This window comes from Neptunomonas sp. (assembly GCF_041601355.1).
Lineage (GTDB): Bacteria > Pseudomonadota > Gammaproteobacteria > Pseudomonadales > Balneatricaceae > Neptunomonas.
In genome coordinates this window covers 1-22,210 of the sequence record NZ_JBFIIH010000065.1, presented here as the reverse complement: position 1 = coordinate 22,210, position 22,210 = coordinate 1, and the positions used below count along the sequence as shown (strand labels likewise).

Sequence of the window (22,210 nt, the reverse complement as noted above, 5' to 3'; positions counted from 1 at the left end):
GTGGTATCGGCTTTACTCAGAGATCCTACCACGGTGCCACTGTCCTCTTCTTCATCGGTAACAAATTCGACCAGCGGCTCCCCGGTGTGTACGGTGTCACCTTCAGCGCCGAATAAATGCGCAATGATGCCGGTTTGTGGAGAGGGGACATCGATCACTGCTTTGGCTGTTTCAACAGACACCAGTAACTGATCTTCATCGACATGATCGCCTTCTTTGACGTGCCATTCAAGAATATCTGCTTCAGGCAGCCCTTCTCCAAGGTCCGGTAGTTTGAAATATTTCATATCATTACAACTCCTTATCAGCACCCTTTCGCTCAGCCTTATACTTCATACGTTAGCTCAGCTTTTTAGATCAGTCCTGTTGCTCAGTCCTTTAATTGAATGCCAGCGTACGTTTGACGGCGTCGATTATCTGATCCGTGTGTGGCATATACTGATCTTCCAGCCGGAAATAGGGCATGACCGTATCGTAACCGCCGACACGTGCGACCGGTGCCCGTAAATCAAGTAACGCTTCTGTTGCCAGTATACTGGCAATTTCTGATCCAACTGAACACGTCATGGGAGCCTCATGAATAATCACGCAGCGACCGGTTTTTCCAACGGAGGCCAGTAGGGTTTCCCTATCAAGCGGGTTCAGTGTTGCTACATCAATCACTTCACATTGAATATCTTCGTCGGCCAGTTGACTGGCGGCTTCCAGTGTTTCCTTAATCATTGAACCCCAACTGATTAAGCTGATGTCGCTGCCTTCACGTAATGTAAAACAGGTATCCAGGGGGAGTGCTTTGCCATTATCCTCAACGTGCTGATTCTGACTGCGGTAAATACGTTTAGGTTCCAGAAAAATAACGGGATCAGGGTTTTGAATAGCAGCCAATAACAGGCCATATGCCCGTTGTGGAGAGGAAGGGGTAACGACTCGTAGTCCGGGAATATGGGCAAATAATGCTTCAGTGCTTTCTGAATGATGCTCTGGTGCATGAATACCGCCACCATAGGGTGCACGAATCACTAATGGGCAACTGAGGCGGCCACGGGTTCGGTTACGCATTCGCGCGGCATGGCAAACAATATGTTCCATAGCAGGGAAGATAAATCCCATAAACTGGATTTCAGCAACCGGCTTTAAGCCTTGCACGGCCATGCCTATACTTAAACCGGCAATCATATTTTCGGCTAAAGGCGTATCCATAACCCGCTTTATGCCAAAGGCTTCCTTGAGACCAACCGTGGCACGGAATACCCCGCCATTAGTTGCTACGTCTTCACCGAGCAAGGTCACATCTGCATCGTCCTGCATGGCACGATGTAACGCCAGATTAATGGCCTCAACCATACAGATAGCTTCTTCGCTTTTCATGATTGTGCCTCCTTGTGATTTTGCTTCTGGTCCTGGTTTTGACTATGTGAGACGGCTATATCCCGTTGTTTAGACAGCTGCGCCGGGAGTTCGGCATACAGGTAATCGAATATGCTGCTGACCGGCTGGGCAGGGGTATCCAAATACTCATCGACGGCTTCTTGTATCTGTTGAGTCGCTTGTTGAAGCCATTCTGTTTCATTTTTTTCTTGCCACCAGCCTTGCGCATGAAGATAGTCACGCAAACGCTTGATGGGCTCTTTTTCCCAACCGCTTTTTAACGCTTCAGGAGAGCGATAGCGGGTCGCGTCGTCTGCAGTCGTATGGTCAGATAATCGATAACTAACCGCTTCAATTAACGTCGGCCCTTTGTCATCTCGTGCGCGCTGTAATGCCTGTTCAACACTTTGATGCAGGGCAACAACATCATTACCATCCACCTGTTCGCCCCGGATACCGGCACCTATTGCTTTTTGTGCAAGTGTCGGGGCGATAGATTGCAATGATCTTGGTACGGAAATCGCCCATTGATTATTGTTGATAATGAAAACAACCGGTAGTTGCCAGACGCCAGCAACATTCAGAGCTTCCAGGAAATCGCCTTTTGAGGTTGCCCCGTCGCCCAGCATGCAGACGGTGGCGCGCTGTTGGTCGCGAATTTTTATCGCTGAGGCAATTCCACAGGCATGTAAGCATTGAGTGGCGATTGGCACGCAATTAGGCAGATCCTCTCCTTGTGCTGCTGAACTGTTACCGCGTTCGTCACCGCCCCAGTAGAGTAAGATATCGGATAGCTTCATACCACGAATCATCTGCATCGCATGGTTGCGATAATACGGAACAAGCACGTCTTCTTTTGACATCAATGAGGCGGTTACCACATCGATCGCTTCACAACCCGAAGAAGAGGCATAGGTTCCTAACTGCCCGGTTCGCTGCAACGCTATCGCCTTATTGTCAAACTGACGGGCGATTACCATTAGTTTGTAGTACTCGATCAGCGTTTTATCTACCTGTGCCCATTCGGGTAGGGGGGTTATGACCTGGCTATGTTCATTAATGAACTGAGAAAAAGTAATCTGGCCTTCATAGGAAATATTCATGAGATGACCCTCTTATCATCGCGTGAGTGAGATGCTGCTGCGCTGATGATAGATTCAGCTTGTTGATTAGCTAAAGCGAACGGGGGAATAGCGCTTGTTTGTGATGTACGGAAAAGCTGAGTTAATGTTTGCCCGATATTGGCGACTTGATGATGAATCGTCTGTTGGTCTTCATTGGCATGTGCTAATGCTACAAAAATAAGACCGCCACTGTTAATGACATAATCAGGCACATAAAGAATCTGGCGTCTATCCAGTGCATAACCATCTTCAGGCGTGAGTAATTGATTGTTGGCTGAACCCGCTATAATCTGCGCTTTTATCTGCGGGATGGTGTTTTTGTTCAGCACACCGCCTAAACCGCAGGGACAGAAAATATCGACATCGGTTGCGTATATATCATCAGGAGCGACAGCAGTAGCTTTGTATTCTTCAACGGCCGTTTTTATCAGCGACGTTTTGGTATCGGTCACCGTCAGATGTGCTCCTTCCATTGTTAAATGCGAAGCGACAGCCATACCCACATGCCCTAAACCTTGTATAGCAATACGAATACCTTCCAGGTTGTCTTTATCGAAAAGGTATTTGACCGCTGATTTAATGCCTTCAATAACGCCGAGTGAGGTGTAAGGTGACGGATCACCTGCGGCGGATGTGCACGATACCCACTGTGTTTTTTCAGCAATAGCATCCATATCTGTAGTGAGGGTGCCGCTGTCCATCGCGGTAATGTAGCGTCCTTGTAACTGCTGAACACACTCGCCAAAAGCGAGCATGAGTGCGCGGCGATCAAAAGGTTGTCGGGGTTTAATAATGACGGACTTTCCGCCTCCGTGAGGTAAGCCTGCTAAGGCCGCCTTGTAACTCATCCCTTTTGCCAGCCTGAGTGCGTCCTGAATGGCATCGTCGTCTGTATTGTATTCAATAAAGCGACAACCGCCGATGGCAGCGCCCAGCGCTGTTGAATGAATGGCGATAATGGCTTTTAAGCCCGTTGCCGCATCATGGAAAAGATGTAGGTCTGAGGTGCCTTGGTATTCCATCTGGGTAAACATAACGGGATCCTCCGCTGCTGTTAACTGTGGAAACGAGCTTGTTTAATACAGCTGCATTTAATATTAGTTATATTCTGGATAACACAAATTGACAGAAAGTTCCGCCAGTTTTTACGAGTTAAGTTTGTTGAGAAAATTTTATTCTGCATTGCAGCAGATTATGAAAACGTGCTTCAAACAGGCTTTTTATGTGTTATGTCGGTAAGTGTTATGCTGTTTTTGTGCATTGAAGCAAACAAAAAAATATTTAAAATAAACTCATTGTTAAGAAGGGTTGAGTATGCTTGTTGATAAAGTACAATTGAGATAAATAAAATGTAAACAAGCTCCGTTTTGCAGGGTATGAGTGCTACATTACATATATAAATTTTTTTCAGGCCTTAGTGGTTCGGGTTATTCATGCGCAAGCTTAAAACAGTTCTCTTTAGTGTATTCTTAAGCAGTTCTTTTTCACTCCATGCCGCATCAGATTATGGTATATCTGAGGGCAATGAAGAGTTGCTGTTACAAGGCTTAGAGTCATTGGCGGCACAGCAATTTGATACAGCATTAACACAATTCAAAGAACTAACACAGAAACGTCCTGATTTTCGTTTGGCTCAGTTAGTTTATGGTGATTTACTAGCCTCACAAACTAATCCTCTGGGGCAGATTGGCAGTGACACAAAACAACGCAGAAAAGAGATCGATGGTTTAATTGATGAGGCTCGTGCCAGAATCCTGATCAGTAAAGATAAGCCTGTGCCCGGTTATGTACCGCAAAGCCTGATCAAAATGAGTGATGACCAACAGTATGTCATCGTTGTTGATGCAAAGTTTTCTCGTTTATTTGTGTTTGAAAATCGTAACGGGGTGCCCGTACTAATCAAAGATTTTTATGCATCGTATGGTCGTGGTGGTGTAGAAAAGAGAAAACAAGGTGACCTGAAAACGCCTTTAGGCGTGTACTTTGTGACGGATCGCTTTTTGGATGAGCGCCTCCCTGAGCGCTATGGTTCAGGCGCTTTGCCGATCAACTATCCTAACGTGTGGGATTCACGTAACGGCCATACCGGTAATGGTATATGGCTGCATGGTTCGCCAGTCGATACCTATAGCCGACCTCCTAAAGCCAGTGAGGGCTGTATTTCTCTGACTAATCCGGATTTTATTGATCTTGATAAGCTGGTGAATATTAAAAATACACCGGTGCTGATCGGCAGCAATATGAAATGGATCGATCAGCAGTCCTGGGTTGCGCAACAGAAAGAGATTGAGCAATATGTGGAAAAATGGCGTGTCGACTGGGAGAGCCAGGAGCACAGCCGCTATATTACAAATTATTCTAAGCAATATCGTGATGGTTCGCGAGACTTCAACTCTTTTTCCGAATACAAACAACGCGTCAATGCGAGTAAGCGCTTTATCAAAGTGGGTTTGAAAGATGTTAGCCTTTTCACATACCCGAATGATCCCAACTTGATGGTCGCCACCTTTAATCAGGATTACCAATCCGATAGCTATCAAGGTGAATCGATTAAACGCCAGTATTGGGTGAAAGAAGAGGGACATTGGAGAATAGCTTATGAGGGCGACCCTTCCCGGGGAATCCCTTGAATACCTGTTCCTGATATCAAAACAGTTGTGTGCTAAGAGTTATTAATGACATCCGGACAGATATTCAGACACAACTCGCACCTCACTGGCCTGACCTCGGCATTACCTGAGAAAGATCTGCTCAGTGCTAACTGGTTACTGCAGGCGTTACCCGACTTTGGCATTGTTCAATTGGACGGACGTCGGGCTGCTTCGATTGTTGCGCACGTTGAACTGCTTATTAATACTCCGCTGGTTCGCTGGAGCTCCACAGAACAGTTTACCGGTTATGCTGAGCTATTGGCTGACGCGCTTGGGTTTCCTTCAGCTGATCATGTCTATCTTCAACACAGTCTCAGAGTGTGGGCCGAGAAGGGCGGTGTGCTTTGGGTGTTTGTTGAAGGAGATGATATTCCAAACCCGCAGCTGACTCAGCTACTGCGCTATCGCCCTTTATCCCGGTCTGGGCAGTTTGCGATCCGCATTCTATTAAAAGTTTCTGATGACAAACGGCAAGACAAATCATTTGCGCCGCTAGCGGATGTAATACATGAACGTATTGGTGAGCCACTGTCTGTTAAGCACAGATCGTTTAATCACAGTAGGTTTAAAGTTTACACTTGTTATCTTCTTATCTTGCTCTTATCTGCAGCCAGTATTGCAACGACCTGGTATCTGGCGACACAAGAAAAATCAGCGTTGGTGACAACAGACGGTGCAGATGACGTGCTGCAGGCTGCAATGCCTCAGAGTAGGTCGCAGAGTGGTTCCGTTGAAGCGCTGCCGCTTCAGGCTCCTGCTGAAATGGATACGCTGAAAGTGGCTGTACTAAACTTAGATACCCCGGAAATAGTTACGCCAGAAATAGATGCGCTAAAAACAGACAGGCCGGACAGTCAGATGGAGTCTGTTTCGCAAAGCGAAAAATCAGACGTAATAGCATTAATAGAACGTTGGTCTCGCGCGTGGCAGCAGCAGAATATTGATGAGTATTTTTCAATGTATAGTTATGGCTATTCTGCCGACAAATATATGTCGTCAAAGGAGTGGCGTATATGGCGAACAGCCCGGCTTAAAAAGCCGCTTTGGATCAGTATTGAAATCGGGCCGGTGGCTGTTAAGCGTGGATCAGAAGGGGAGTTAAAAGGAGAGTCAGAAGGAGAGTTAAAAAAAGAGTTTAATAAAGAGTTGAATAAAGAGTTACACGCAACTTTCTGGCAGTTGTATCGTTCCGCAGGTTATCAGGATGATACGTTAAAAACGCTGGTATTAAGGAAAGAAGCGGGCACCTGGAAAATAGCGGGCGAAATTAATGAAGAAGTTCGCCCGCTATCTCAGGAGTAGCTGATTACAGAGAGCGTTCTTCTTTGATGCGCCAGGCATTGTTAATGCGAGTCAGCAAAATCTGCTTTTTTGAAGTGTCTTTAAATGTATTGGATTGGTAAGTTTGGTTAAAAGTCACTTTAGCCGTATCTGCATCGATCAGTGTGGTATTAATATTACGAAGTGATACTTTAATAAATGTTGGTTTGGTCAGGCGTTGCTGACGCTGAGCCTGCCATGCTGTATTCGATAAGCCATTCAAGGGTTGGAAGCCAGAAACATAGGCGTTCAAATAACCTTCTACATTCTGCTTAGCCCAGGCCGAGGCCCAGTTGTTGACGTGGCTGACCGCTTCCTGAACCAATATTTTTGTATCTGCCGGTGTTGCTATCGGCGTGGGAGTTGATGCTTCAACAATCACAGCTTGTAGGTTTTGAAGTTTTACTACCGCAGGTTTTGCGACCACAGGTTTTTCAACAGCGGGTGCTTTTGGCGTGGCTTGTGCCATCGTTACGACAGGCTGGATAGTGGCTTTGGCGGTAGACGGTGTTTTAAATGTTGTTGATGCCGCTGTAGCTGCGGCCAGTTGAGCGTCATCTGAAACAAGCGCACTAGGCTGATAATTTAACACAGGTGCATTATTGTCAGAGGTGCGGCGTAACATCACTAGCTTAGGTGTATTTTTATTTTCATTCAGGTCTAAGGCCCGGCTGTAAGCCTGCGAAGCAACGGTCGCATACAGTTCACGAAGGTTCTGATGAACTTGTGCATAAGTCGGGTGAGTGCTGAAAGCTTTCAGCAAGGTCTCAATGGCGCGGCCGTAGTCCCCTTGTTCTGAGTATAAAACAGCGAGGTTATTGTACAGCTCCGGAGAGTTGGGGTATCGGCCAATGGTGTTTTTAAGAAGTGCTTCGGCTTCATTAAATTGCCCCATATTATTCAGCACAAGGCTCTTGGTTAGTTTGCCCTCGAGGCTGTCGGGATTAGCGGCGAGAAAGCTGTTAACCGCAGACATGGCTGCACGATGATTGTTTTCACGCGACATTGTTTCAATGCGCATTAGTTCTGGGTCGGTGGCTGATGGGTTTCTGACAGCAATACCTTGTGGGGTGACTGCGGCTGCCTGGCCTCCCTTTGTATCTGATGGGCTTTGCTCTTGTTGCAGCCACGCCTTAATTTCAGCGAGTTTACCTTCCATCCATGCTTCATCAGTAGAAGGCAGCGCCTTCACATCAATCATTTTACGGTCCGGAACCTGTTGGTTTTGTTCGCACGTGTAATCGGTACTGAACCCACCGTTTCGACAATACTCGGTACTTGATTCACGACCGTCTGCGCTGCAACCGGTGGTTACGGTGGCCGCAATAATAAGGGCAATAGGGGTACGTTTAATATCCATGAATCGCTGTCTTTGTCCGCTGATGTAATCGATCACTTTATGTGTCATTGCCGAAGAATACAAATATCTGTTTAATCGGATTAGGTCGGTAATTATAGCCTGATTATTCTACTTTTGCGTAGCGTACAAAAGTTTACCTAACTTTAAGTAACGTTAAGTCAGTTTATGTAAGTTTAAGATTTAAGGTTTAAGTATGTTTAAGTGAGTCTGGCTTAATAGACTACTAACAATAGCGGGCGTAGCAAAGAGTGTAATAAGAAAAGCAATACAGCGCATAAAAAGCCACTCGAAAGTGGCCTTATGGGTACGGATTATGACTGCTCTCTGGCAATTGCCCGATAAGCGATATCGGTTCTGAAATAGGCGTTGTTCCAACTGACTTTTTCAAGCAACTGGTAGGCGCGTTGTTGTGCCTCTGTCACACTATTACCGAGTGCGGTAACACACAATACACGTCCGCCTGCCGTGACCACCTTGCCATCAACTTCCTGAGTGCCCGCGTGGAAGATCTTAGTACCTTCCGGAGTAGTCTCAGGTAGAGAAATAACATCCCCTTTTTTGTAGTCACCAGGATAACCGCCAGCGGCCATTACCACGCCAACAGCTGATCTTGTATCCCACTCAGCAGTCGTTGTATCGAGCGTTTTGGCCAGGGCTGCCTGGCACAACTCAACAATGCTGCTTTTCAGGCGTAGCATAATGGGTTGTGTTTCAGGATCACCGAAGCGGCAGTTGTATTCAATTACTTTAGGTGTGCCGTCTGCCATGATCATCAGGCCGGCATACAGGAAACCTGTGTACTCATTGCCCTCTGCTTTCATGCCGTTAACCGTTGGCATGATCACTTCATCCATAATGCGCTGATGAATGGCAGGTGTTACCACCGGGGCAGGAGAGTAAGCACCCATGCCACCTGTGTTTGGGCCTGTGTCAGCATTGCCTGCGCGTTTATGATCCTGGCTGGTGGCCATGCTTAGCACGTTGTCGCCATCAACCATAACGATGAAAGAGGCTTCTTCACCATCGAGAAACTCTTCAATAACTACGCGGCTGCCGGCATCGCCAAAAACATTACCTGCCAGCATATCGCGGATGGCTGATTCTGCTTCTTCCAGAGTCATCGCAACGATAACGCCTTTGCCTGCCGCTAATCCATCAGCTTTTACAACAATGGGAGCGCCTTTCTCGCGAACGTAGGCCAGCGCAGGTTCAATTTCTGTAAAGTTCTGATACCAGCCTGTCGGAATGTGTTGGCGCGCCAAAAAATCTTTGGTGAAAGCTTTAGAGCCTTCAAGTTGAGCTGCAGCGGCTGTCGGGCCGAAAATAGCCAGGCCTGCATCACGAAACCGATCAACCACACCGGCGACTAACGGAGCTTCGGGGCCGACAATGGTCAGGTCAACCGCGTTCTGTTGAGCAAACCCGATTAAGCCATTAATGTCCATAACATCAATCGCAACATTGCTCATTTTGTCTTCAAGAGCCGTAGCCGCATTACCGGGTGCAATAAAAACATCGCTCACACGGTTATCTTTTGCAGCGGACCACGCTAATGCATGTTCACGACCGCCAGAACCAATAATCAACACTTTCATCTTTAATCTACTCTGTAAAATACAAATGCAGCCCGCAGGCTGCATTGTCTGTTAACGATTAATGGCGGAAATGGCGCATGCCGGTGAAGACCATCGCCATGCCGTGTTCATTAGCTGCATCAATAACTTCTTGGTCGCGCATCGATCCACCTGGCTGAATAACGGCCTTGATACCGGCTGCAGCGGCTGAGTCTATACCGTCTCTGAATGGGAAGAATGCATCCGACGCCATAACAGAGCCTTTTACTTCCAGTCCTTCGTCGGCCGCTTTAATTCCGGCGATTTTAGCGCTATACACGCGGCTCATCTGGCCAGCGCCTATGCCGATAGTCTGGCCATTTTTGGCATAAACGATAGCATTGGATTTAACAAATTTGGCTACCTCCCAGCAGAACAGCAAGTCACGGATCTCTTGCTCGGTAGGCGCGATCTTGGTCACTATTTTCAGTTGAGACGCATTGACCATACCCATGTCGCGATCCTGAACTAACAGACCGCCATTGACGCGTTTGAAGTCAAAGTCATGGGCGCGGTCAGTGCTCCATTCACCACAGGCCAGTAAGCGTACATTAGGCTTGGCGGCAATGATGTCGGATGCTTCCTGAGTGACTTTAGGTGCAATGATAACTTCAACAAACTGGCGATCAACAATAGCTTGTGCGGTTGTGCCGTCTAATTCACGGTTGAAGGCAATAATGCCGCCAAATGCGGATGTCGGGTCTGTCTGAAAAGCCAGGTTGTAAGCCGACAAAATGTCATTACCAACAGCAACACCACATGGATTGGCGTGTTTTACAATAACACACGCTGGCTCGCGGAAAGGTTTGACGCATTCTAATGCTGCATCCGTGTCGGCAACATTATTATAGGATAATGCCTTACCCTGAAGCTGGCGTGCTGTTGAAACAGACGCTTCAAATGGATTGCTTTCAATATAGAAAGCCGCACGCTGATGCGGGTTTTCACCGTAACGCATATCCTGAGCTTTGATAAACTGAGTATTGAATGTGCGCGGAAAAATAGCCGGATCTTCCGGATCATCGCTCTCTACAATAGCGCCAAGATAGTTGGCAATCATGCCATCGTAGGCTGCCGTGTGCTCAAATGCCTGAACCGCCAGATCAAAGCGGGTTTTCAGAGACAGGCCGTTGTTAGCAGTCAGTTCTTGCAGAACCACATCATAACTGGCGGCATTAACAACGATAGCAACATCTTTATGGTTTTTGGCGGCTGAACGAACCATAGTTGGTCCGCCAATATCGATATTTTCAATGGCTAAAGCCAGATCGCAATCAGGACGTGCAATAGTTGTCTCAAATGGGTAAAGATTGACGATAACCATGTCGATCGGGTCGATGCCGTGTTCGTTCATGATGGCATCATCTTTTCCGCGTCGGCCTAAAATACCACCGTGAACTTTTGGGTGCAGCGTTTTCACACGCCCGTCCATCATTTCAGGAAAACCAGTGTAGTCAGATACTTCAACAGCAGGGATCTGATTGTCGCAAAGTAGCTTGTACGTTCCGCCTGTTGAGAGAATTTCTACGCCCTGTGCCTGTAAAGCACGTGCAAATTCAATAATACCTGTTTTATCAGAGACACTGATGAGTGCCCTACGGATAGGAGTGTAGTCTTGCTCAGCCATTGGTAATGTCACTATCGTTGAAAATGAAAAAATTACAGTAAGCCGTATTGTTTTAGCTTCTTGCGCAGAGTGCCGCGGTTAAGGCCCAATAATTCAGAGGCTTTCGTCTGATTGTCTTTGGTGTATGCCATTACTGTCTCGAATAATGGGGCTTCTATTTCGGCTAATACCATTTGGTAGACATCAGTAACAGGCTGGCCATCTAACTGTTTAAAGTAGTGTCCCAGCGACGTATGAACACTGTCGCGTAATGTCTGATGCTGTGTCTCTTCCTGAGATTCGTTGGTCCTGGTAAAAGCGATTGTTGAGTTTTCTTTAATATCCACAGTACTTATATACCCATTGACTTGAATCAGGCAGCAGCAGTTGTTGATTGAGCTTGAATAAAATATTGCTCGATAGCGGCTACCTGTTCAACTGCTGATTCCAGTTGATTGAAGTGAGCGCGGAAAGATACGCCTTTTGGCTGGTGATGCAAGTACCAGCCAACATGTTTGCGTGCAATCCTTACGCCTAAATATTCCCCATAAAATTGATGTAGAGCGGCCAGGTGAGACAGAAGTGTATATCGGACTTCGTTCAGTGAAGGTTTCTCTAATCGTTCATTATGGCGAAGAAAATGGTCGATCTCCTTGAAAATCCAAGGGTTCCCTTGAGCTGTTCTGCCGATCATGACAGCATCGGCGCCCGTGTAATCGAGGACTTTTTTTGCTTTTTCGGGCGTTGAAATATCGCCGTTTGCAAATAAAGGGATCTCAATAATTTTTCTTACGTTAGCAATCGTGTCGTATTCAGCCTCGCCCTTATAACCGCATGCTCTGGTACGTCCATGAATCGCCAGTGCTTTAATACCCGTATCTTCAGCCATGCGTGCAATGGTTTCAGCATTCTTGTGATCAGTTGACCAGCCGGTACGAATTTTCAACGTAACCGGAATATCAACTGCAGCGACTACCGCTTGTAATATAGAAAGTACTAGCGGCTCATCTTTTAATAAAGCAGAACCTGCAGCCTTGTTGCAGACTTTTTTTGCAGGGCAGCCCATATTAATATCGATGATCTGAGCGCCACGCTCGGCATTCATGCGAGCAGCTTGCGCCATCATGTGTGGATCACCGCCGGCTATTTGCACGGAACGCGGCTCATTTTCACCTACATGGTTCAGGCGGAAGGATGATTTACGGCTATTCCACAAACGGGTATCCGCGGTCACCATTTCAGACACAACAAGACCTGCACCCAAGCGTCGACATAGTTGTCGAAAGGGTTGGTCAGTCACACCGGCCATCGGGGCTAGTATCACCCGGCTGTCGATATTGTAAGTGCCGATACTGAACATGACAGACCTTAATCGTCAGAAAAATAGTTAACCACTCTCCATAAAGGACAGTGACATGATGTTCAAGGGAAGGGCGTAATGATACTCCATTAGCCGCTGATGCTCCAAGACGTTTTGATGATTTTTTGACCATCTTATTTTTGTAATCGACTAGCTTTTTAGCTTGAAATCAAGTTCAGATGGTAGCCAACAGCTCTGAGGCCGGGCGCCATCATGTCTAATTGTATCTGGATGGGTTGTTTGCTTGGCATCAGCTGCTGAGGGAACAGCTGGGTGTTAATGTATTCGCTGGCGGTCAGGATGCGCTGCGCTGTAGTGCGGCCTTTCAGATCGCTGAATATCAGTTGAAGCGTCGGGAAGGGTTGTGAAAAATCAGCTTGGTTCTCGAGTAAGATAGAGACCCTGATAGCATCTGCGAACTCTTTATGCGGTTGAATAATAAGTTGCTTATTGATGATCAGGTCGGGTGAACGCCTGGCGGGCAGGGGCTGATCAATGAGGGCGTAAAAAGCTTTATAGGCCGGTCTGAACTGTTCTTGCTGAATCCACTTATCCTTTTGAAACCAGAGGATTTGAGTCATGCATAAAACCACCAGGCAGATGATGAAAGAAAGGCTGATAAAGCGTGATAATGAACTTTCGGTCACTGTCTCGTCGGGTGATTCGAAGTCGTTTTTGAGGAGCGGCAGCTGTATGGCCTGCTGTGTTGTTAGCGGCTGGGTTGGTTGTTGAGTTAGTTGCGTTACTCGCGGAGTCGATTGTCGGACGGGCTGTTGAACATGTCGTGCTGCCCGTTGTTGAATCGGTCGCGGCTGGTGACGCGTTTCAGGTGGTGCCACGGGTGCCGGTGCTTGCTTTTCAGCAATCGTTGGCGTTGGCGTGGCGGCATGCTCGGGCGTATACGCTTTACCAGATAAAGAATTGTCTGCGGATTGTTGTGCGTTGAATACATGCAGGCAACCACCGCAGCGAACCAGTCCGTCCGCTACTTTGAGTTGCCCGTTTGTGACATTAAAAGCGGTGTGGCACGCGGGGCAGCGGGTATTTATGGAGTTTCCATTCATCGCTTCCTGCCGGTAATGCGAATCCACTCTTCTCGCTCGGTGACCGGGTCTAAATCAAACCATTCACCGTAGGTGTTCTGAAGCTCTTCTGCTTGTTGCTTGAGTAAGCCGGATAATGCGATAAGTCCGCCTTGGCGAACACGCTTGGCTAATATTGGTGCCAGAGAGGTCAGCGGGCCTGCAAGAATATTAGCAACGAGCACATCCACTTCGACTTCGGGTGCGTTTTCGGGAAAATACACATCCATTAGTTTATCGGGTAGCGAGTTGCGCTGCAGGTTATCGCGTGTTGCCTGAAGCGCTTGAGGGTCGATGTCTACAGAGATAACGTGTGAGGCACCCAGAAGCAGTGCTGCGATACCTAAGATACCTGATCCGCAACCATAGTCGGTGACCGTCTTTTGGTTCAGGTCCTGGCTATCCAGCCACTCCAGGCAAAGCGCCGTTGTTGGGTGAGTTCCCGTACCGAAGGCTAAGCCAGGATCAAGCATAAGGTTGACGGCAGTGGGGTCAGGGACATCTCTCCAGCTAGGGCAGATCCACAGGCGCTTACCAAACTGCATAGGATGGTAGTTTTTCATCCATTCCCGTTCCCAGTCTTTGTCTTCCAGAATCTCGGCTTTGAAGGGCGGGAAAGGAGAGTTATCAAAAATTTGCTTATGTGCTTGTCGAATAAATTTTTCTGTTTGGACTACATCGTGCTCTGCTGCAAACAGGCCGGTTATTGTTGTATGTTGCCAAAGAGGGGTTGTGCCAAGGTCGGGCTCAAAAATTGGCTGATCGGCACTGTCTTCATAAGTGACGGCTGCACATCCGGCTGCTAGGAGAATATCCTCGAATTGATCGGAGTACTCAGGTTTAATTTCCATTTTGAGTTGAAGCCACGGCATAGTGTCTAGAATCCTAATCGAACAGTTGGGTTAAAGTATTACTGAAAAATTCCCTTCTGAGAACTAAAAAGCCCGCTGTGCGGGCTTTAATAATAAAAATAGATGATTTACAGATCTAATTTCTTTTCAAGATAGTGAATATTCATACCGCCTTTAATAAAGTTAGCGTCACGCACAATATCCTGATGCAAGGCAATATTAGTACGAATGCCCTCAATCAGCATTTCATCTAAGGCATTTCTCATGCGCACCAGAGCGGTTTCCCGGTCTTCACCGTATGTAATGAGCTTTGCTATCAGTGAGTCGTAATGTGGCGGTACTGTGTAGCCATCATACAAATGGGAATCAACGCGCACGCCATTTCCGCCCGGCGCATGAAAATGCAAGACCTTACCAGGGCTTGGCAGGAATGTTTTAGCATCTTCAGCATTGATGCGGCACTCAAATGAATGTCCGCGTGCGACAATGTCGTCTTGCGTATAAGAAAGCGGAAGGCCTGCGGCGATGCGCAGTTGCTCTTTTACGATATCGACGCCGGTAATCATCTCTGTTACCGGATGCTCCACCTGAACACGAGTGTTCATTTCGATGAAGTAAAATCCACCATTCTCATATAGGAATTCAAACGTCCCCGCACCGCGATAACCAATTTTGATACAGGCATCTACGCAGGATTGTAAAACCTGGCGGCGAGCTTCCGGATCAATATGAGGTGCCGGCGCTTCTTCAACTACTTTCTGGTGGCGGCGCTGCATCGAACAGTCGCGATCATAAAGATGAATAGCGTTGCCCTGACCGTCGGCTAATACCTGGATTTCCACGTGGCGCGGATTTTCAAGATATTTTTCCATATAGACAGTAGGGTCACCAAATGCAGCGGCTGCTTCGGATTGAGTCACGTGTATAGAGCTAATAAGCGATGCTTCTGAATGCACCACTCGCATGCCGCGACCGCCACCGCCTGATGCTGCTTTGATAATGACGGGGTAGCCAATACGTTTAGCAATGGCGTGGATCTTGTCAGGATCGTCCGGTAGTGCACCGTCAGAACCCGGCACAGTAGGTACGCCCGCTGTTTTCATGGCAGAAATAGCGGATACCTTGTCACCCATCATGCGTATGACATCGCCAGTCGGGCCGATAAATACGAATCCTGATTGCTCTACCTGATCTGCAAATGCAGCGTTTTCTGCTAAGAATCCATACCCAGGGTGGATAGCGGTAGCATCGGTAACTTCGGCAGCACTGATGATAGCAGGGATGTTCAGGTAGCTTTTTGCTGAAGACGCAGGGCCAATACAAACGGCCTGATCGGCCAGTCGTACATGCATAAGGTCGCGATCTGGCTGAGAATGGATAGCAACGGTTTTGATGCCTAGTTCTTTACAGGCTCTCAGAATGCGCAGAGCAATCTCGCCACGGTTGGCAATAACAACTTTATCCAGCATCTGGTTAAGTTCCTTTAGCGATATTCGGGCAGTTAAACAATGGTAACCAGCGGCTGGTCAAATTCAACAGGCTGACCGTCTTCAATCAAAATAGCTTCGATTACGCCGGATTTATCAGTTTCAATCTGGTTCATCATTTTCATGGCTTCAACGATACAGATAACTTCACCTGCTTTAACATGCTGGCCTACTTCGATGAATGCTGGCGAGCTAGGAGATGCTGAGCGATAAAAAGTACCGACCATAGGTGAGCAGACAAGATGACCTGACTGTTTAGCTTCTGCTATTGGAGCTGCTGGCGCAGCAATCGGAGCTGCAGGAGCTGCAGGAGCGGGTGCCGGAGCATATCCTTGTTGTGGAGGGTAGGGCATAGCGTATTGAGGTTGAACGCTGGATGCACGGCTAATGCGTACCGACTCTTCGCCTTCCTTAATTTCGATTTCGTTAATATCGGATTCTTCCAGAAGTTCAATCAGCTTTTTTACTTTGCGGATGTCCATTCTATTCTCATTCTCTCAATGTAAAAGCGAGATACAAATTTCGCTTTTAGTTTGGGTTCAGGTGTTTTTTGTCAGCTTAATTGCAGAACTTAGCGCATAATTATAGCCATCAACTCCCAAACCACAAATCACGCCTTTGGCGATATCTGATAGATAAGAGTGATGTCGGAAAGTTTCACGAGCATGAACATTAGACAGGTGAACTTCAATAAAGGGGATGCTAACGCCCAGTAAGGCATCTCTGATCGCGACACTGGTATGAGTGTATGCGGCCGGATTTATAATAATGAAGTCAACCTTGTCTTCGCGTGCCTGATGAATCCGATCAATGAGTGCTGACTCGGCATTGCTTTGAAAAAAATCAAGCTCATGGCCGGCCAGTAATGCATTTTGCCGCAAATCCAGTTCGACTTCCTGAAGCGTCGTTGAACCATAAACTTCAGGTTCGCGGCTGCCCAATAAATTCAGATTGGGCCCGTTTAGGAGTAGAAATCTGGACATTTATAAATGCCTCGTCTGCAGTGGGTTCATGATGACAGTAAACTTGCGAGATAGTTTGCATGAAAGGAATAAGGCTGTCCAGAAAATGGTGATTTATTTGCAGGATGGCAGCCGTTAGGCGACGTTCGTCACTATTCTATTTCTCTGGGGCGTTGTAAGCTCGTAGGTTAAGGCGAGATTAACAGAAGTCTTTTGGATTCTGTCTACCTCATACGCCTTATTGATTATAGTGTCTAAATGAGTAATAGTGCGGCGCAGCACAGAAAGTTTACGGTTTCTGATTAACAGAGGGATGATTTTTGGATAAGTTACAGCAGATCTGGTTGACCTTTTGGGACGCTCTCTCCGCAAAAATAGGGGGAGGGCGGATCGTCCAGGGGATTTTTTTGATAGCGGTGCTTTATCTGTTGGTAGCGGGGGCTATTGGCGTTTATTGGAGCTGGGAGCCGGATCCTGTTGAGGTGCGCATTGAGCAGACCACTGATAAGAGTGTTGTCGGTGTAGGAACGACAGGTGCGCTGATCAGTATTGTACAGACATTATTAGAAAAACCGGGTGGTTATCTGAGCAATGATCGTACGCCTCCGGGCGTATGGCTTGATAATATACCGAACTGGGAATTTGGTGTGCTTGTTCAGGCGCGTGATATGGCCCGGGCGATGCGTAAAGATTTCAGTCGCTCTCAGTCACAATCTACCGAAGACGCTGATCTGGCACCTGCTGAGCCTATGCTTAATTTTAATAATAACAGCTGGTTATTTCCTGCGACGGAAACTGAATACAGAAAAGCGCTAAAAGGGCTGTACAGCTACTATGGGCGCCTGCAAGATCCGAGTCAGCCGGACGCGCAGTTTTATGCCCGTGCCGATAATCTTAATAACTGGTTGGCTGATGTCAGCACCCGTTTAGGTAGTCTGTCACAGAGGCTGAGCGCGAGTGTTGGACAAAAACGATTGAATACAGACCTCGCAGGTGAGCAGTCTGCGCAGCAGTCGACCTCTTCTAAGCAGGACATGGAGGTAAAAACCTCATGGTTTGAATTGGATGATGTGTTTTACGAAGCGCGTGGTACCGCCTGGGCGCTGATTCAATTGTTAAAAGGAATAGAGCAGGATTTCGGACCCGCGTTAGAAAAGAAAAATGCCCGGGTGAGTTTGTTGCAGATCGTGCGTGAACTCGAGTCAACACAGGGCACTATCTGGAGCCCGGTAATTCTCAATGGTAACGAATTTGGTCTTCTGGCGAACCACTCATTGGTAATGGCATCTTATATATCGCGTGCTAACGCTGCCATTATAGATCTGCGTGAATTGCTGGCTCAGGGATAATAATAAGGAAAAACTGATGATACGTGTGGTTTTTAATCAGAAAGGTGGTGTCGGCAAGTCGAGTATCACATCGAATTTAGCGGCTATCAGTGCGGCGAAAGGTCTGAAAACATTAGTGATTGATCTGGACCCGCAGTGCAACTCAACGCAGTACATTTATGGTGCCGGGAGCGATGAGTTAACACAGGATGTTAAAGCTTTTTTTGAGCAAACATTATCTTTTCAACTGAAACCACAGGGAGCAGACGCGTTTATTCATGAGACCCCTTATGACAATCTGTTTCTGATTCCTGCCAATCGAGATGTGGCGGATCTGCAAACCAAGCTGGAAACAAAGCACAAGATTTATAAGTTGAAAGAAGCCGTTGAAAAATTGACACACTTTGATGCTATTTATATTGATACACCGCCTGCGTTTAACTTCTTTACCTTATCGGCCCTGGTCGCTGCTGAGCGTTGCCTGATTCCTTTTGATTGTGATGAGTTTGCACGTCATGCACTTTATTCATTACTGGATAATGTCAACGAAACGCGCATGGATCATAACGCTGCGCTCGAAGTTGAAGGGATAGTGGTTAATCAGTTTCAGCCAAGAGCCTCATTGCCGAGACAAATGGTGGAAGCGCTGCAGGCCGAAAACCTGCCTGTGCTTAATTCCAAGATCTCTGCATCAGTGAAAATGCGTGAATCGCATAACGTATCGATACCTTTGGTTCACTATGCACCCAAGCATAAGTTGACGCAGGAATTTATAAACCTGTTTAATGAGTTGCATCCATAGATAACATTATGCATGCACAATAAAAAACGGAGCCTATGCTCCGTTTTTTATTGTCGGGTACTTATAGATGATTGATATGCATGAGTAGCGCTGATAAAAAAACGCCTATTACATCCCCTTGACTGCAAATATCCCAGGCGCATTGCGCCAGTAGCCATGATAATCCATTCCGAAACCGAAGATGTAACGGTCTTCAACTTCAAGTCCGACAAAATCGGCTTTCAGGTCCTGGCGTGCTTTTCGGCTATGCAGTTTATTTACCAGCACAGCAGAATGTACGTCGGTCGCACCGTTTTTGCGGCAATAGTCGATAATTTCGGCCAACGTGTGTCCTTCATCCAGAATGTCATCAATAATCAGAACCGGGCGGCCGTTAAAATCGATCATCGGCGCCACTTTCCACTCCAGCTCATGGCCCGATGTGCCGTTGCGATATCGTGTGGCATGCATATAGCTGGCTTCGAGCGGAAAATTAAGTTTTGTCAGTAATTTTCCGCCAATCACCAGTCCGCCATTCATCACCGTAAAAATTACTGGATTTCGTTCGGCTAATGACTCAGTGATCTCTTCAGCCATCTGCTCGATGGCTGCTTCAACGTCAGTTTCACTGAAGAGTAGATCAGCTTCGCTGTAAATTTTTTTGATATGTTCAAGGTCGGTGTTAGGCGTGCTGTTAATCACGGGCGGCTTCTCAGAAGGAAGTTGATTGTTCAATAAGTAAGAATGCAAGAGCATAAACATACTGATCAAGGCGAAAAAGGGCAAGTTTGACAGATCAATTCATGACATTAGAGTCGGGTTTCGTTACTCTTTCGACCTAAGGATAACGAATAGATCAAGATGCCTGGAAGCGCATCGAATAGTGAGAAAAAATTATGAGCGTCCTCGAGATAAAACACCCGTTAGTGCGTCACAAATTAAGTTTAATGCGCGTTTCATCCGTCAGTACCCGAAGTTTTCGACAGTTAGCAGCAGAAGTTGGCGCTCTTTTGACTTATGAAGCAACAAAGGACCTCGAACTTGAAGAATACGATATTGAGGGATGGTGTGGTCCGATTAAAGGGGAGCAGATTAAAGGGAAAAAATTCACGGTAGTGCCTATTTTGCGCGCCGGTATTGGCATGTTAGATGGCGTATTGGATCTGGTACCCAGTGCAAAAATTAGTGTCGTCGGGCTATATCGTGATGAGGAAACATTGGAGCCTGTGCCTTATTTTGAAAAGTTAGCGCATGATATTGAAGAGCGTATGGCGCTAATCGTTGACCCAATGCTGGCGACAGGCGGCTCGATGATCGCCACCATTGATATGCTAAAAGCAGCGGGATGTACTAGTATTCGGGCACTTGTTTTAGTTGCTGCCCCGGAAGGCATTGCAAAGGTACAGGCTGCGCATCCGGATGTAGATATTTATACCGCTTCGATTGATAGCCACTTGAATGAAAATGGTTACATTATTCCTGGCTTGGGTGATGCGGGCGATAAAATTTTCGGCACCAAATAACCGTTAAGAGGTCTTTGCACGAGCCGGAATTTTGTTTGCTGGCAAGGCGAAAACGCACGGAATGAGGGAGTTTATGTTTATAAATGACCGATTGAGTACGTTTTTAACAACGCCAGAAGACAAAGGAGCAATCGGGCAAAGGTCTCGTTAGATAATAAATGGGATAGAAATGAACGTACATGAACCCTTGTGGAAGAGCGCGTTAGCCGGCTCGCAAATGTTGTTTGTCGCATTTGGTGCGCTGGTATTGATGCCACTTTTGACCGGGATGGATCCTAGTGTCGCTTTATTTACGGCAGGTCTTGGGACCTTGCTATTTCATTTTGTTACCAAAAACAAAGTGCCTATTTTTCTCGCCTCATCTTTCGCCTTTATCGCCCCGATTCTCTATAGCGTTCAAACCTGGGGGATGTCAGATACCTTAGGGGCATTGTTAGCTGCGGGTATCGTGTACATGTTGCTGGGTGTTCTGGTGAAAGTGAAAGGTGTGGGTTTTCTGCACCATTTAATGCCGCCTGTCGTGACAGGTCCGGTGATTATGGTCATCGGTTTGGGCCTGGCACCGGTTGCTGTGAATATGGCGATGGGAAAAACCGGCGATGGTAGCATGGTGATATTTCCTTATATGGACGCCATGATAGTGTCGATGAGTGCTTTATTGACCACCTTGCTGGTGGCCACTCTGGCAAAAGGTATCTTCCGCCTCATTCCTATTTTATTCGGAGTGATTGTTGGTTACGTCATCGCCTACTTTATGGGGATGGTGACTTTTGATGCCGTAACGATAGCTCCGCTATTTGCTGTTCCTGAGTTTGTTTCTCCTACGCTTAACTGGGCTGCCATTCTTTTTATGATCCCTGTGTCGATTGCCCCCGCCATTGAACATGTGGGTGACGTGCTGGCCATTAGTAATGTTACCGGTAAAGACTACGTAAAAAACCCTGGGCTGCATCGCACCCTGTTTGGCGACGGCTTGGCTACGTCTGCAGCGGCACTGTTGGGTGGGCCACCGAATACGACGTATTCGGAAGTTACCGGCGCAGTCATGCTGACAAAAACCTTCAATCCGATCGTTATGATCTGGGCGGCTTGCATCGCTATGACGATGGCGCTCGTCGCTAAGTTTGGTGCCGCATTACAAACGATTCCGGCACCGGTCATGGGTGGGATTTTGATTTTGTTGTTTGGTTCTATTGCGGCAGTAGGCTTGAATACACTCATCAAAGCGCGTGTCGATCTGGCAGAACAGCGTAATCTGGTGATTGTCGCTACTGTGTTGATATTCGGTATCGGCGGCATGGCGATTGGCGGCAATGATTTCAATCTTCAGGGGATCAGCCTGTGTGGTGTGGTTGCTATTTTGCTCAACTTGATTTTACCCAAAGAGCAGCCGGAATGTGATGATCTGCATGAAGAACAAGCGGTGATTGATGACTTAATAGAACATACCCGTTAAGTTTTTCGATGTTAGAAAAACCCTGCTTTGGCAGGGTTTTTTTATGCCCAAAGAGAGGCGTTTTAAGACCCAAAAATAAGGCGAAATATATTTTGAAATGCTATTGCAGAGACTTTTTTCTGGGCATATGCTGCGCTTATCTTTACGCCATTATCGCCCGATAATGCCGGCCACTTTTTCAACAACAGCTTTTTCACAACACACTGATTTTTTATTCCAGCAGGAACATTACAGCAATGAAATCTGAAACTCAGCCTATCGCTTCAAAGTTCGGGACGCTTTTGGGCGTTGCCTCGGGTGATGTGCCTGTCTATTCGTCACATTATCCTTCTGCGGAC

Annotated in this window: 21 protein-coding genes; 6 read left to right on the top strand and 15 right to left on the bottom strand. The window is 47.0% G+C overall.

The genetic code is table 11. The features are described from left to right. The 4 genes from ABY436_RS11520 to ABY436_RS11505 all read right to left on the bottom strand — a co-directional run. The coding region (locus ABY436_RS11520; RefSeq protein WP_372739119.1) for a biotin/lipoyl-containing protein at positions 1-287 on the bottom strand (287 nt) is incomplete at its 3' end. A 91-nt stretch (positions 288-378) separates the two neighbouring features. Beyond that, a complete protein-coding gene (locus ABY436_RS11515) occupies positions 379-1,368 on the bottom strand; it encodes an alpha-ketoacid dehydrogenase subunit beta (protein WP_372739118.1) in 990 nt (329 codons plus the stop codon). Next, positions 1,365-2,471, bottom strand: a complete 1,107-nt coding sequence (pdhA, locus tag ABY436_RS11510; protein ID WP_372739117.1) for a pyruvate dehydrogenase (acetyl-transferring) E1 component subunit alpha — start codon at positions 2,469-2,471, stop codon at positions 1,365-1,367. The genes ABY436_RS11515 and pdhA overlap by 4 nt, the downstream gene beginning before the upstream one ends. After that, positions 2,468-3,526 carry a Leu/Phe/Val dehydrogenase gene (locus tag ABY436_RS11505; RefSeq protein ID WP_372739116.1) on the bottom strand — a complete coding sequence of 353 codons (1,059 nt, stop codon included), beginning with the start codon at positions 3,524-3,526 and terminating at the stop codon, positions 2,468-2,470. The genes pdhA and ABY436_RS11505 overlap by 4 nt, the downstream gene beginning before the upstream one ends. Positions 3,527-3,925: 399 nt before the next feature. Between ABY436_RS11505 and ABY436_RS11500 the strand changes: the two genes are divergently transcribed. Together ABY436_RS11500 and ABY436_RS11495 are read left to right on the top strand one after the other, a co-directional pair. Continuing rightward, positions 3,926-5,122 carry a murein L,D-transpeptidase family protein gene (locus ABY436_RS11500; RefSeq protein ID WP_372739115.1) on the top strand — a complete coding sequence of 399 codons (1,197 nt, stop codon included), beginning with the start codon at positions 3,926-3,928 and terminating at the stop codon, positions 5,120-5,122. A gap of 45 nt (positions 5,123-5,167) precedes the next feature. After that, entirely contained in the window at positions 5,168-6,445 is a 1,278-nt protein-coding gene (locus tag ABY436_RS11495; protein WP_372739114.1) for a hypothetical protein, read from the top strand. A gap of 4 nt (positions 6,446-6,449) precedes the next feature. Here the strand turns inward: ABY436_RS11495 and ABY436_RS11490 are convergent, their stop codons facing one another. The 10 genes from ABY436_RS11490 to aroQ form a co-directional block, all read right to left on the bottom strand. Continuing rightward, the gene (locus ABY436_RS11490) at positions 6,450-7,823 is read right to left on the bottom strand and encodes a tetratricopeptide repeat protein (protein ID WP_372739113.1); all 1,374 of its coding nucleotides are present in this window, start codon (positions 7,821-7,823) and stop codon (positions 6,450-6,452) included. A gap of 311 nt (positions 7,824-8,134) precedes the next feature. After that, positions 8,135-9,418 (bottom strand): phosphoribosylamine--glycine ligase, encoded by a 1,284-nt coding sequence (gene purD / locus ABY436_RS11485; protein ID WP_372739112.1) that lies wholly within the window; start codon positions 9,416-9,418, stop codon positions 8,135-8,137. Positions 9,419-9,476: 58 nt separating this feature from the next. Then, entirely contained in the window at positions 9,477-11,063 is a 1,587-nt protein-coding gene (gene purH / locus ABY436_RS11480) for a bifunctional phosphoribosylaminoimidazolecarboxamide formyltransferase/IMP cyclohydrolase (protein WP_372739111.1), read from the bottom strand. A gap of 32 nt (positions 11,064-11,095) precedes the next feature. Then, positions 11,096-11,383, bottom strand: coding sequence for a DNA-binding transcriptional regulator Fis (fis, locus tag ABY436_RS11475; RefSeq protein ID WP_280522151.1), 288 nt, complete (start codon positions 11,381-11,383; stop codon positions 11,096-11,098). Between the two features lie 32 nt (positions 11,384-11,415). Further along, positions 11,416-12,402: a tRNA dihydrouridine synthase DusB gene (gene dusB / locus ABY436_RS11470; RefSeq protein WP_372739110.1), complete on the bottom strand. Its 987-nt coding sequence runs from the start codon at positions 12,400-12,402 to the stop codon at positions 11,416-11,418. A 158-nt stretch (positions 12,403-12,560) separates the two neighbouring features. Further along, positions 12,561-13,493: a DUF3426 domain-containing protein gene (locus ABY436_RS11465; RefSeq protein ID WP_372739109.1), complete on the bottom strand. Its 933-nt coding sequence runs from the start codon at positions 13,491-13,493 to the stop codon at positions 12,561-12,563. Further along, positions 13,463-14,356 (bottom strand): 50S ribosomal protein L11 methyltransferase, encoded by an 894-nt coding sequence (gene prmA / locus ABY436_RS11460; RefSeq protein ID WP_372739108.1) that lies wholly within the window; start codon positions 14,354-14,356, stop codon positions 13,463-13,465. The genes ABY436_RS11465 and prmA overlap by 31 nt, the downstream gene beginning before the upstream one ends. A 107-nt stretch (positions 14,357-14,463) precedes the next feature. Next, entirely contained in the window at positions 14,464-15,804 is a 1,341-nt protein-coding gene (gene accC, locus ABY436_RS11455; RefSeq protein ID WP_372739107.1) for an acetyl-CoA carboxylase biotin carboxylase subunit, read from the bottom strand. Positions 15,805-15,836: 32 nt separating this feature from the next. Next, positions 15,837-16,304 (bottom strand): acetyl-CoA carboxylase biotin carboxyl carrier protein, encoded by a 468-nt coding sequence (gene accB, locus ABY436_RS11450; RefSeq protein ID WP_372739106.1) that lies wholly within the window; start codon positions 16,302-16,304, stop codon positions 15,837-15,839. Positions 16,305-16,361: 57 nt separating this feature from the next. Next, positions 16,362-16,805, bottom strand: coding sequence for a type II 3-dehydroquinate dehydratase (gene aroQ / locus ABY436_RS11445; RefSeq protein WP_372739105.1), 444 nt, complete (start codon positions 16,803-16,805; stop codon positions 16,362-16,364). 299 nt (positions 16,806-17,104) lie between these two features. Between aroQ and ABY436_RS11440 the strand changes: the two genes are divergently transcribed. Together ABY436_RS11440 and ABY436_RS11435 are read left to right on the top strand one after the other, a co-directional pair. Then, complete coding sequence (locus ABY436_RS11440; protein WP_372739104.1) at positions 17,105-18,133, top strand: DUF2333 family protein; 1,029 nt, start codon at positions 17,105-17,107, stop codon at positions 18,131-18,133. Between the two features lie 16 nt (positions 18,134-18,149). Then, complete coding sequence (locus tag ABY436_RS11435) at positions 18,150-18,914, top strand: ParA family protein (RefSeq protein WP_372739103.1); 765 nt, start codon at positions 18,150-18,152, stop codon at positions 18,912-18,914. A gap of 108 nt (positions 18,915-19,022) precedes the next feature. On the opposite strand, the gene ABY436_RS11430 is transcribed toward ABY436_RS11435, so the two are convergent. Further along, entirely contained in the window at positions 19,023-19,595 is a 573-nt protein-coding gene (locus ABY436_RS11430) for a hypoxanthine-guanine phosphoribosyltransferase (protein ID WP_372739102.1), read from the bottom strand. A gap of 194 nt (positions 19,596-19,789) precedes the next feature. Between ABY436_RS11430 and upp the strand changes: the two genes are divergently transcribed. Together upp and ABY436_RS11420 are read left to right on the top strand one after the other, a co-directional pair. Continuing rightward, positions 19,790-20,416, top strand: a complete 627-nt coding sequence (gene upp, locus ABY436_RS11425) for a uracil phosphoribosyltransferase (protein WP_372739101.1) — start codon at positions 19,790-19,792, stop codon at positions 20,414-20,416. Positions 20,417-20,585: 169 nt separating this feature from the next. After that, a complete protein-coding gene (locus ABY436_RS11420; protein WP_372739100.1) occupies positions 20,586-21,872 on the top strand; it encodes a uracil-xanthine permease family protein in 1,287 nt (428 codons plus the stop codon). Positions 21,873-22,210: the final 338 nt, after the last annotated feature.